Here is a 12130-nt window from a genome sequence, read left to right as displayed (position 1 = left end):
GTCCAGGTCCACCGAGTTAGTCGCTGTGAACCCCGCGAAGGTATTATCCGCCGACGCAAGAATCCGCAACCGCAGCTGGTGCGGCGTCAAGTTCGGGAAGGCCTGCGCCAACAGCGCCAGCGCACCCGAGACCTGTGGGGCTGCAAAGGACGATCCGGTCGCCGACTGATATGACGTGTTCGACACAGCCGAGGCACCCACCCAGGCCCCGTCCGCCATGATGCACCAGGGTCCGGACTGATAGCAGGGCGACGAGTCCAGGCGGGCAACGGCGGATACGCCGTTGTCGTCGAAGACCGGGATCGCGTTACCGACGGCGATCCAAGCCCTCTGCAGGTCATTCTGACTGGGAATGAGGGGCAGGCCATCCATGATTCCGGCGGAACCGTTGTCACTGTTGTCAATGGCAAAGACGACAACGCCGCCCGACCAGCCGCTTGTTCCTAGGGCATAGTTGCGCAGCGCGCTTAGCCAGGCCGTCCCGCCGGGGTCCCCGAAGGTTGCGTCAAAGTTCGCTTGAGTTGCAAGCAAGCCATTCTGGCTCTGGTCGACCAGACCCCAGGAGTTGTTCTGCGCCACCGCACGGCGGTTGCGCGCTTCATCGGCGGCAGCGGCGAGGTCGAATTTGCTGTCTGCCCCCCAGTCGCTCAAGATCAGGTTGGCACCGGGTGCTACGCCGACCATTGTGGAGGAGTCGCCGGCGGCGACTGACGCTACCATCGTGCCATGCGAAACGAGATTGCATACGGTTTGTGAATTGGGTGGGCATGTCGAGGCCGGAGCACCCGTTACACTGACTATGCTTCCGGTCAGGGTCTCGTGCGTTGTGAGAAAACCTGAATCTACAATCGCGATCACTTGGCCCGCGCCGGTCAGGCCCAACGCATGGGCATAATCCACGCGGGACGAATGCAGCGGGTTGGCGAAGACCGGCGAGCCATTGATCGTGAAGGTCCCATCCTGCCGGATGTAGCGCGGGTTGTTCTCGCGGAAGCTTGCCGCCGCATTGCGCCATTCATTGGTGATCGAAGCCATGAAGAACGACCCCAAGGTGCCGCTTCCGCCCGGACTGCCCGAGATGGTGAACCAGTCGCCGCCATCCTCATCACCTCCGCCACAGCCCGCCAGCGCCAAAGTGGACAACGACAACAGCAACAACGACTTGCAGCGCAATGAACTAGGCAGAAAATGGCGCACGGTTTACTCCTCTCGATCACGTCACTTGGTACAACTGCAGGTAATGACGTCGATTCGGTCAATAGGGCACTTTGGCCACAAGGCAGTTTCTTTCCGAGCTCTTGCCGGACGGCACGATGATCATGAGTGCTGCGGACGCCGACCTGTGAAGGCGGCGTCCGCATGGGTTCTGCGAGCGATGGATCAGATCACGGTCTTCGCGATCCGGTAGACGCGCCCGCGGTCTTCGATCCTCTCCGAGGTCAAGATGCGGCCGAGCTTCTTGGTGATGGACCCGGCAAGGGCGCCGCGCACGGTGTGCTGCTGCCAGCTCGTCGCAGTCATGATCTCTGAAATGGTGGCACCTGCCTCGCCTTCGAGCAGGTCTACCACCTGCGCGAGCTTGCTGCCGGGCCGCGGCGTGCGCGCAGCGGTCTCGGTGGTGGTGGGCGCGTCTGATGCCTCGACGGGTTCGGTTGCAGTATCGTCCTTGGTTTTCGCGGTGCGTGCCATTGCGGCCTCCTTGTCCGGGCCAGCGGCATGCCAGCCCTTCTACGGGGCCAAGGCCCGCGTGGGGCGTGCTGTGGGGCTCTGCAGGCCTCGCAAGGGCTAGCAGGTGGGATCAGCCCTTGCCGGTGGTGAAGTCCGCGATCTCCTGCAGGCGCTCCCGGACGTGGTTCGCGCTTCCGTCGTGGCCCCAGCTGATCTCGTCCGGACTGGCATGGAAGTGGTCCGCACTCAGAGCGGCCAACTCGGCGAGGAGCCGGTCGATCTCGGCCTTCGCAGCCAGAAAGGCGTCGAGGGCTTTGTCATTCGTCGCTGCGGTCTTCCGGGCCATCGTCCGATCCTCCAGGCAGGTGAGTTGCCCTGCCATCAGCTTCGCTCTACTGCGGGCACCTATCAACTCGTTAGATCATTGTTCTTGCACCTATTTTTGACCTCTCACGCCACTTGGCGCTACGTCTTCCGCGCCTCTCGGTGTACGTAACTGCGCAACGAACGTTAGGCAGGTGTGTACAGGGGTCGAAGATGGCGGCAGGACAGCGGCTGGTGGCATACGAGCGGGTCTCCACGGCGCGACAAGGGGCGAGCGGGCTCGGGCTTGAAGCTCAGCGCAAGGTGATTGAGGACTTCGCAGTCTCACGTGGCGCCGAGGTTCTGGCGCGGTTTACCGAGGTTGAGAGCGGGCGCAAGGCCGACCGCCCGGAACTGGCCGAGGTGCTCCATCTGGCGAAAGTTACCGGCGCGACCCTGGTGATCGCAAAGCTGGACAGGCTCAGCCGGAATGCGGCGTTCTTGCTCGCCCTGCGCGACAGCGGCGTGCGGTTCGTGGCTGTGGACATGCTAGAAGCGAACGACCTGACGGTCGGGATCATGGCTCTCGTCGCGCAAGCCGAGCGGGAAGCGATCTCCCGGCGGATCAAGGAGTCACTCGCGGTCGGCGAAGCGCGTTGGATGAAGCTCGGGAACCCGAACGGTTCCGAAAGCCTGCGGCAGGCGGGAAAGGTGGGGCGGCGCTCAGGGCGGCTGTCTCGGCAAGTGCTGTAAGCCTTCGCCGCTGACCTGGCACCGGTGCTCGCGGACATCCAGTTGGACGGGCACACCTCGCAGCGGGCGATTGCTGAGGAGCTCACGACACGAGGGATCAGGATGCGACGCGAAGGGAGCTGGGGCGTAGGGAACGTGAAGAGGCTAATGGATGGTCTCGCGCAACACCGGTTTAAGGGACAGTTCGGCCGCTCGCTTGCTTAGGATAGGTTAGTCCGGAACAACTCCCACACGCAGGGCAGCTTCATGGCCCGGATCCGGCGGCAGGGCATATGATGCACTCGCTACCTTCCATCCATCGGAAGTGGACCTGATGGTCGACATACCTGGGTAGGTCGCCTTAAGAATTCTTCCTCCTGCGACCAATCTGCTTACGTGGGTTGATCGAATTTCCTTTTGGCTCACGAACTCTGCGGCTACCACATGGCGTTCCATGATGGTGACCTTCGTTGCTTCGAAGTGCCCCCTCACGCCGTCGAACACCGCGCGAAGTTCTTCGAGCTCACATATTCGACGTCGGCCTTCGAAGGTGTCAAAGTCTTGGGGGAGAATGAAGCAGTTCGCAAACGGGGCAAAATCCCCCGTCAGGAGACCTTCGCCTGACCGAGCGAGTAGATCCTCTGCGATTGACTTGGCTTGACTGGCAGTCAATGTTCCACCCTTTTTGACTAGTCCGTCTCTGCATAAGGTCGACCATCAGCCAGCCGCAAGGAACTCGATGTCCAAGTCGGGTCGCTGGGCTACAGTACGAAGCTCGTCTTCACGAAATGCGATCCGAACCGTGATCGGCGAAAGGAACGCGAGCACCTGCTCCAGCATCCTTGCGTAGCCTAACTGTGTATTGTCATGGACCAGGATCGCGCTGATCGTCCCACGCTTGAATTTGGCAAGTAGGTCACGGAGCCCCTCTACTCCAAACAGAACGCTCTGAAAGTTCGCGTGGATCTCGGTCACGCCGCGGGCATCGGTGACCATCAGGTAAGTGGGATCGAAGTTCTTATCCTTGGTGTACTGAACGAAGGCTTCCTTGGCCGATGCCGCCGAGACATCATCCCAGAACCGGAAGAAGGCGACACGTTTCTCGGGAAAGACTTTGAAACTGTATGCCAAGGCCGGACCTCTCTCGCTTCTGCATGTTACATAGATATATTCGCATGTGAAACGATCATAGGGCGCTCCTTCGGGGAAGCCATCCGAAAATCCCGTATGCTGGGGAAAACTGTTCTGAACGACATTCAAGGATCGAGTCTCCCACCATCCCTGCGAATGCGGTGCGGCGCTGAGAGCGGCGGTGGCAGCCAACGCTTCGGCCTTCGCGGCTGACCTGGCGCCGGTGCTGGTGGACATCCGGGCGAAGGGTCACACCTCCCTGGGGGCGACTGCGTCGGAACTGACGGTAAGTCGGATCAGGACGCGAAGAGGTGGGAAGTCAGGCGTAGGGAATGTGAGGCGCCTCATCAAGCTTGATCGTCCGTAGCTTCTCCCGGGCCAAGTGTGCCCGCACGTACCTTCCGGTCAACTCCATCATCGGCAAGGCAACTGCGTGTGGTGGTAGACTCTGGTACAATATGCGAAACACGAAGGCATTGTTCTGGCTCGGAAAGATCGAGCGAGTGCAACACGATAACCCAACGCTCGCTGACATTCATGAACGCAATATTCATGCTATCGTCCAAGCGCAGCTTATTCAGTCGGCTGGCGGTCTGGGTGAAGTGGAGAGGCAGGTCATTGACGATCTGATCGAGATCTTCGATGCCACCCACTCTTGAGCTGTTTGAAAAGCGCGCGGACCGAGAAATCCGTCGAACAATTGATCACCTTGCACTTACGGTCGTCAGCCGGGTCCGAGTTTATCTGGCGCAAAGTACCCTTGCTTGAGTTGTCCGAAAAGAAGCGTAGCCTGCAGCCAATTCTGGCATGCAGATTGCACGTAAACCATGGAACAAGACCGCGCGGGCACAACTGCCTCGATCAACTTGCCGCCCGCAGAGAAACGCGAGGCGAGCCTAGCCGAATGCCTTGATGCCCTCGACCGGATCGTCCGCAGCGGTGCGTTGGACGTCGGATCTCGCGGTTACAATCTGCTGACGTATCTAGTGGATCATCATCAGAAGTTTGGGCCTGGAGTGCCTGTAAAGGCCTATTCGATCGCGGTTGATGTGCTTGATCGACCCTCGACCTTTGATCCGAGCGAGGACTCGATCGTACGCGTCGAAGTCGGGCGATTGAGAAAGCTCCTGGAAATGTACTACTTGGGGCCAGGACGCGCTGACCCATTGAAGCTTCGGATCCCGAAAGGCCAAAGCCATGTGGAACTGGAGCGACCCTGGACCAGGTCACAATCGAGTGCAGCCTCGACAGCGTCTACGGCTCCATCCAGGCGGGTCTGGTAGTTCCTGCCCATCGCAATTGCCGCCCTGGTGGGTTCAGTACTCGTGGCGTACTTGCTTCGCCCGCCTGCTCAAAGCCCCGAAGTCCAAGCAGCTTTTTCCGATCAGTTTCCGAGGCTCTTTGTCAGGCCGTTTCAGAAGGACGATGGGATTGCGGAGTCCTTTCCGAACCGTGCGCTTTCGGAGTTTCTCGCGGCCGAGCTGTCGGCCTTCAGCACATTCCGGGTAATGGATCCAACTTCAACGTCGCTTCTACCAATCCGAGCGCAGGACTTTGTTCTGGATGGTGCCGCCATCGCCATCGACGTTGACGGAGATGCGTTCGAAGTCGAGCTTCGGCTCGTGCTCAAGGATGGACTGGGGACGATCCTATGGTCGGAAGAACTCCGATATTCCCTGGGTACGATGGGGAGTCCACAACCAACGCTGGACGCCATCAGCAGCATCGCGTCGAAACTTGGCGGCGCGATGGGGGTGGTCGATGCGGTTGGGCGCGCACGCCTGAATGACGAGAACCAGGAGTGGAAGGCTGGAACCTCGGAGTTTCGATGCTTGCTAACCTGGCAGTCCTTCGATCTCACCAAAAGCGCAACATACATGGCTGCGACGGATTGCCTGGAAGATCTCGCCAAGCGGGAAACACAGGTCAGCCAGATCTGGGCAGCGCTCGGGTTCGTGCGCCTCGTGAAATGGATCGAAGCGGGTGCCGATCCGAAGGATGTGCGCATCAACCTGGCCCTGGAAGCCGCTAACCGGGCGTTGCTACTGGACGCCAGTGGCGCAGACGGACATGAGGCGCTTGGATCGATCCTGACCGCACTCGGTCGCTTCTCCGAAGCGAGGCGTGCACTGCAAATGGCCAACTCCCTCAATCCCTCAAACCTGGACACCGTCGTGAAGATCGGGTGGCTGGACTGTCTAGAAGGAGACTGGGAGGCAGGTGTCGGCAAGATCAGGGCCGTCAAAGATCGCTACACTGTCGTTCCAGGATGGTATCGATTGCCGCTTGCGCTTGATGCCTTCAGGCAAAACGATCCCTCGGAAATGCCTAGTGAAGCGGAAGCAATCATCGCGTCGGGAGATCACCGGGGGCTGGTCTTTGCCATCATGGCTACCAGACTACTAGGAGCAACAGAAAAGGGGAAGCGCTACCAGAACCTGATCAGGCAGTCCAACAAGACAGAAACTCAAAAACTCTTGGAGTTCAAAGCACTCTTTCCTGACACCGAACTATTCATGCTTCTGCGAAAACACACCAAATGAGCAGACAGAAAGATGCGTCGACCGATCTTATGTCGTGCCCGTGCATTAGGACCCCTTATCCCTGTAACAGATCGGCGGACTATCGGAACACAGCTCACTGCGAACAAATTCGACCGAACCTTGCAGGGCACTCCTCAAAAATCGTCGCACCACAAGTCGAGAAACACCGAAATCACACATCAAGGTCAAGCGGGCCATCGAATTCTGGATAACCCATTTGAGCACCAGTTAGCCTGCCGGCCAGTACATCAATCATCCCATGTGCCGCAACCTTAGCAGCATACAAACGAGCTTGGTAGGTCAGATCCGCAGCCAAAAACAAAGGCAATAATCTTGCATGCTCATCATCATCCATACCTAACCGCGCAACATCCGCAAGAACTACCTGTTCAATAACTGCCGAAACCTCAGAAACTCTCTCCAAGAGAGTATTGTGATCGATTGAAAAGTCGGAAAAATCCCAAACTACCACTGAGTCACGAACGGACACCTTCAGCTTCCCTCCCACCGCAAAAACTCCTTGAATTTGGGTATCTTCCACAAGACACGTCGGACCGTCCGAACAGCGCACACCAGAACTCCAAGCCCTTTTGACCTTCGATTATAATAGCGATAAGTTCAGCGATGAAAGTACATTCTAAGCAAGTGTTACAAATTCTGATCAGGCGCCAAGAAGCGTTCAGGCCCGAGCATCACTAGACCCACCATGCCAGGAACCGCCAATACATAAATCGCAATGTGTAGCGCCGAGTCAAGGGGCTCGCAAAGGCGCCTAAGCCTCTTGTTCATGCGAAGTTCAGTAGAATCAATCCCCCACAAGGATATAAGCCCCAACTGATGACAGCAGATCGCGGTGGCAGCGATCGACGGTAGATCCGTGCTTCCCACCTCCCACTGCCACGAGGGACCTCTGGAAGGCACTCCAACCTCCAGTCGCAAACCCTCCTTTAACTGCCATACCGAAGTCCTCTCCTGCCCTCGCAGAAGAACTTCCTTGAGCGACTCAACGCCAGAAGCGAGAACCATCATTAGGAAAACTTGAAAGACAACCCCGACTGCGATAATGTGACCGACGCACACCCTTCTGGGGCTTTCGGCAATGGACATTCTCGTTCAATTAAATGGACAAACTGGAGGCACAACATGTAAATGCCGTAAACCAAGGCTTTAGGCGCCGGAGGTTATAAAGTCTGGCAAGAAACGGAGTCGACTGTGGCGCCAAGGATCGTGTTTCACCTTAATCGCGATGGACTGAGTAACTGGCGCATTGCATCTAGATTTGAGCTCTACAAGCGAATTGCGGACTTAGCTGAACAGTGCGGCGAAGAAATTGAAATCGACCCGATAAAGCAAACAACCGGAACAATCGTAAACTTGCCCGGAGACAACAATCTCCACTTTGTTCACGGCGGGTCAGTGAGAGGCGTTGGATGGCTCAATTCCTCACTTTCGTACCTTGAAGGCTTCTGGCATGTTGACACGGACGGTATACTCGCGAACAGCTCTGCAAGGAACCATCACTTTGATGCCCATCAAGTGCGGCGCCGTGCAGCAGACGCCTTCGCACAACAACTGAGGGCTGAGTTTGTCGAGCGAAGGCGATCACGCTACAATCAACAAATCTCAGGAAATTGCCTTCCAGAGGGCTGCATTGCTGTTTTCTTGCAGGGACGGTATCCATACGCCAAGCGCCAGCACTTCATGTCAATGGTTGATATGATTAATGAGGTCCTGCAAGGCAGCGGTTCACGCCAAGTCGTAGTAAAGCCGCACCCGTTGGAGGTGGATCTTGGGCTTAGTGCTTTAGAGAAGGCTTTGAACAACCGCGGCAATTTATGGATAACACACGCAAACGTTCACGACATTATAGAACGCGCTGTGGCGGTCGTTTCAGTGAACTCTTCCGTTACCTTCGAGGCTTTTATGCACAACAAGCCTTCCATTGTGTTCGGACGAACTGACCACTCGAGCTTGGTTGAGACAGTTCGAAATCAGGGTGAGTTTTCCACAAAACTTTCCGATGCATTAGAAAGAAAGTGGGACTTTCCCGGAATGCTTCATTGGTACTTCAGGAATCACTCAATAAGGGTAAAGTCACGGAAGTTCCTTGCGCGCCTACAGCAGAGCGTTGCAAAATCAGGACGAGATCCGCAGATCTACAGAATATTCCAAGTATTGCGCTGAAAGTATTGCGCTGAACATTGCCGCGAAGCAGTGCGATGGGCGTGATCTATGCGAAGGCGTACAGCAATTCCGTTGAATTATGTGGAAGTGCATACGCTTCGCGAGGCTGGAACCCCAATGTCACAGCAACGCAGACGCCAAGACTCTTGAAGTTAGGACTGTCTGGGATTGCATGAATTCCGCAAGTTCCGAGTACATTGATCGATTTCGCATTGCATAAAGCATTGCGGCGGACACCTCCTCTATTTTCATGCATATTGGAATAGGTAGGCCAGTCCACTCAATAAATGCCTCAATCTTGTGGCTATTAGACGGCGTGGTCACAAAGGGGCAGCCTGCTAAAGCAGCCGCATACACGCCGTGATGCTGGGCCGTCAAATAGACTTCAGCGCAACGAAGCGTTGCGACAATATCTTCAAACGAATTATTCCTCATTGTCAATCTTTGGCCTACTATTCCAGCAAAGGGATCGTAAAGCAGTCCCTTCTCGTGAAATCCACCAATCACGCAACCATGATATAGAGGTAGCGACTTACCCAATCCAAGGAACTGGGGATCTGCCGCAGAATCCAGAAATGTTGTTGGATTACCACCGAACCGCTTCGCAAATGCCGCACTTCTGGGCTCCCTGACTGTCAACAGTGTCAAGTCTTTGAGCAAGTCTGTCGCTGGGCATTCATATTGTTGGAACAATGCGTTTACAAGCACGATTCGCTTGCGGGATAGCTTTGCCCTGAGGATTAAGTTAAGTAAGAATTTAGCCCGACGCCCGGAATGGTGAATAGCTCCCTCTCCATTGATGAATACGACATCCGATACTGTAAAGAGATGTGGGTCAACCGACATAGAGGCAAGATCGACCCTTCCAATGATACTAGCCCCAGGCAGCTCCGAAATTACCTTCTCTAGAGATCGCATTACTGCTCTGCAGCCCGCATGATTGGACGAAGAAGTGTCGTTTACAAGGTAGATTTTCACTGTTTCAACTTCTGAGCTATTTCTCACTTTCAAGACCAGCCAGCCGGCGAAGGCGCGAGCTCTTATGCCTCCACAATCTCACGGTATCGGGGCACCCTGATTGCGCCATCCGTAGCGACGGCGATGCTTTCCCAAGCAGACGATGTCCGCCTGTACAGCCGGCGGTCACCACGATAGGTTTCGTTAATGCTCCTTCGTATATTTGGAGTCAATAGCTCTGCCTTCTGATGGGTCTTTGTTGAACTGTTTTGCTCTGCCCGCGAGAGGATCACTGCAATACTGGGAGTGTGTTGCATAAGCAGTGCCTCCAAGCCTATGCTCAGCTTATCTAGCGTCAGTAGCTTTAGATTGAATTCTTGCATAATGTTGGCGCGATGAGTTTGCGGCGTCCAGTGCGCTTCATTTGGCAAGTCGACCGCATCATCGAGGTTGCGTTGGATCCAGCCAGAGAGTATGGATAAATTGTAATGGTGATCCCGCAGCGAGACTGGTGTCTCTATCAACCTGTGACGCTCAATCAATATCTGCGCCAACGGAACATACATTTCTCTTCCCTTGCCAATTATCTTGTCGAGGTAAAAAGATAAAAAGCGATCAATCGGATTCCGGAGCACGGTAAATGCGACTTCTTCCGCTTGGATCAGGCGTGGATCCGAGTATAAGTCAGACGCCCTCGAGAACTGTACATCATCGTCATGGACCCGAACAGGATTAGGGTGAAAGGTAGAATGCTTTAGGTACCAAAGAACATTCTTGACGTATGTGCAACCACATTTTGGGATTGACAAGTACAGAATCCGCGGCTCCTCAATGGCAAGGAGTCGCCTCGCTAGCCGTTGAGCTTGACTTGAATTGGTTGGAACATAGTGTCGAGTTGAGCGTTCGTTCATTGGGTTGTCGAGCTTATTTGCGAAGCGTGTGAGGCGGTTCACTCACAGCGGCCGTTCCTTGCATTGCGCTTACTCACGTTTGATTGAACTTTTCTGCGGTGCACGGTCTCATCTTCTCGTAAGGGCAACTGCACAATACTGCTAGCTAGTGCGTAGATGGCGGTTTTGGCACCTAAGGGTTGATAACCTCTGCCAGATCGCAGGTCATTGTCCTGTGACACTGAATACATAATCGCTCGGCGGCTGCCATGATCTGCCACATCTTTATGCATTCATAGAGTAGGTACAGCGGAAGATCAATGTCGTCCGCCTCCGAGGCCGAAGGAGCGACGTGGTCTTCGGGGGTAGCTATGCAGAGCGGGTTTCTGACATACCTCGGGACGCAGAATGTGTCAGTTGATGCCACCGCGCTCTAAGCAGGCTGTCTTCCTAAGTCTCGTGGTTCCCTGTCGGTAGAGCCACGGAGCAACGAAGAGATCCCATGGGCTCTTTTGCACATGTCCCGTGGGAGATTCATCTCGTGAATCCGGCCTGGTAGCTGGTCTGCATGAGCAGACGAACATCCCCGGCCAAGAGACCCGGAACAGGCCAGCCAATACACGGCGCTCAAGCGCCATGTCTCGCTGTCGATCTGGTTCGACCCTGCCATGACTTGGGAGGCCGCGCACAGTGGCAAGCGTGACCAACAGCGCGACTACAGCGTCGCAGACGTCCGCACCTGTCTGACGACGACGGTGCTGCTCTGGATGGCGCTCAGCTAGCCAACTGGATTCGTCGAGAGCCTGCTGCGACTGGTCGGCGTGGACTGGGGATTGCCCAATTTGAGCACCCTGTCTCGGAGACAAAGGGCCCTAAAGGTGAACATCCCTTACCGGAGTTCCGACGGCACCCGGCACCTGTTGCTCTACAGCACCGGGATCAACGTCGTAGGCGAGGGGGAGTAGAACGCCCGCGAACACGGAGGCATGACACCACGCGTCTCGCGAAAGATCTACATTGGGATCGACGAGAAGTTGTTTGAGATTCGGGCGGCCGAGTTCACCACCGGCGATGTGGGCGACCCGCCCACGCTACCCGAACTTCCCGACCAGATCCCTCCCGAGCAAGAGATCGACAGCGTCACCGCCGACGGCGCCTTCCACACCCGCAAGTGCCATAACTCTATCGCCACTCGCGGGGCTGCCGCGATCATTCCGCCCTGCAAGGGAGCCAAGCCCTGGAAGCCGGACAACGCCGCAGCATCGCACGCGACGAAATCCTGCGCACATTAAAGCGCGTTGGAAGTACAGTCTCGCGACGATGGAGCGGGTATCACTGAGAAACTGTGCATAGACCAAGATGCACCGTGCAAAAATGCTGTGGCAGCGTCTGTCCGCCCAGACTTCGAGCGTCAGGTCACAGAGTTCCAGCTGCGCGTTGCCGTCCTGACGGCTTCACTGCGCTCGGCACCCCTGTCACAGTAGCTGTGGCATAAGTATCTCCGGGGAAGGAGGAGCCTCGACACTCAGTTGATTTGTGCAACAGAGCCCCCTTACTCGTTCACACAAAACAAATTGCAACACTACACTCAGCGCTGCCGGCGAGGCTAGGGTCAGGACTCGTTCTTGCTTCATAGCCAGAACATGACAGTTGCAGCGAGAGCGACGGCGGAGAGGAAGACCTTGTGGCACCTGTCGTATCGGGTAGCAACACGTCGCCAGT

Annotated in this window: 11 protein-coding genes and 2 pseudogenes; 4 read left to right on the top strand and 9 right to left on the bottom strand. The window is 56.2% G+C overall.

Annotated features, from left to right (window positions below):
* The 3 genes from AC2EAL_RS21695 to AC2EAL_RS21685 all read right to left on the bottom strand — a co-directional run.
* Positions 1 to 1197: S8 family peptidase (locus AC2EAL_RS21695; protein WP_484726322.1), on the bottom strand; the 1197-nt coding region annotated here is incomplete at its 3' end.
* A 183-nt stretch (positions 1198 to 1380) separates the two neighbouring features.
* Complete coding sequence (locus AC2EAL_RS21690) at positions 1381 to 1689, bottom strand: DUF3489 domain-containing protein (protein WP_484726321.1); 309 nt, start codon at positions 1687 to 1689, stop codon at positions 1381 to 1383.
* Between the two features lie 109 nt (positions 1690 to 1798).
* Positions 1799 to 2014 carry a hypothetical protein gene (locus tag AC2EAL_RS21685; RefSeq protein ID WP_484726320.1) on the bottom strand — a complete coding sequence of 72 codons (216 nt, stop codon included), beginning with the start codon at positions 2012 to 2014 and terminating at the stop codon, positions 1799 to 1801.
* Positions 2015 to 2205: 191 nt separating this feature from the next.
* Between AC2EAL_RS21685 and AC2EAL_RS21680 the strand changes: the two genes are divergently transcribed.
* Positions 2206 to 2724, top strand: a complete 519-nt coding sequence (locus AC2EAL_RS21680) for a recombinase family protein (RefSeq protein WP_484726319.1) — start codon at positions 2206 to 2208, stop codon at positions 2722 to 2724.
* 696 nt (positions 2725 to 3420) lie between these two features.
* Here AC2EAL_RS21680 and AC2EAL_RS21675 read toward each other — a convergent pair.
* Positions 3421 to 4071, bottom strand: coding sequence for a hypothetical protein (locus AC2EAL_RS21675; protein ID WP_484726318.1), 651 nt, complete (start codon positions 4069 to 4071; stop codon positions 3421 to 3423).
* A gap of 110 nt (positions 4072 to 4181) precedes the next feature.
* Positions 4182 to 4487, bottom strand: coding sequence for a hypothetical protein (locus tag AC2EAL_RS21670; RefSeq protein WP_484726317.1), 306 nt, complete (start codon positions 4485 to 4487; stop codon positions 4182 to 4184).
* Positions 4488 to 5168: 681 nt separating this feature from the next.
* Here AC2EAL_RS21670 and AC2EAL_RS21665 point away from each other — a divergent pair.
* Complete coding sequence (locus AC2EAL_RS21665) at positions 5169 to 6377, top strand: hypothetical protein (protein WP_484726316.1); 1209 nt, start codon at positions 5169 to 5171, stop codon at positions 6375 to 6377.
* A 172-nt stretch (positions 6378 to 6549) separates the two neighbouring features.
* Here the strand turns inward: AC2EAL_RS21665 and AC2EAL_RS21660 are convergent, their stop codons facing one another.
* Positions 6550 to 6885: a hypothetical protein gene (locus AC2EAL_RS21660; RefSeq protein ID WP_484726315.1), complete on the bottom strand. Its 336-nt coding sequence runs from the start codon at positions 6883 to 6885 to the stop codon at positions 6550 to 6552.
* Between the two features lie 719 nt (positions 6886 to 7604).
* Between AC2EAL_RS21660 and AC2EAL_RS21655 the strand changes: the two genes are divergently transcribed.
* Positions 7605 to 8561, top strand: coding sequence for a capsular polysaccharide export protein, LipB/KpsS family (locus AC2EAL_RS21655; protein ID WP_484726314.1), 957 nt, complete (start codon positions 7605 to 7607; stop codon positions 8559 to 8561).
* Positions 8562 to 8681: 120 nt separating this feature from the next.
* Here AC2EAL_RS21655 and AC2EAL_RS21650 read toward each other — a convergent pair whose 3' ends face one another.
* Together AC2EAL_RS21650 and AC2EAL_RS21645 are read right to left on the bottom strand one after the other, a co-directional pair.
* On the bottom strand, positions 8682 to 9539 hold the full coding sequence (locus AC2EAL_RS21650; protein ID WP_484726313.1) for a polysaccharide pyruvyl transferase family protein: 858 nt from the start codon (positions 9537 to 9539) through the stop codon (positions 8682 to 8684).
* A 62-nt stretch (positions 9540 to 9601) separates the two neighbouring features.
* A complete protein-coding gene (locus tag AC2EAL_RS21645; RefSeq protein WP_484726323.1) occupies positions 9602 to 10429 on the bottom strand; it encodes a sulfotransferase family 2 domain-containing protein in 828 nt (275 codons plus the stop codon).
* 547 nt (positions 10430 to 10976) lie between these two features.
* On the opposite strand from AC2EAL_RS21645, the pseudogene AC2EAL_RS21640 reads away from it, so the two are divergent.
* Positions 10977 to 11903, top strand: a pseudogene (locus tag AC2EAL_RS21640) (IS5 family transposase).
* Positions 11904 to 12038: 135 nt separating this feature from the next.
* On the opposite strand, the pseudogene AC2EAL_RS21635 reads toward AC2EAL_RS21640, so the two are convergent.
* Positions 12039 to 12130 (bottom strand): annotated as a pseudogene (locus AC2EAL_RS21635) (IS5/IS1182 family transposase); the annotation flags it as partial.

This window comes from Tabrizicola sp. T74 (assembly GCF_057219935.1).
Note: the sequence above shows the minus strand (reverse complement) of the source record. Positions and strands in the feature narration are given on the sequence as shown.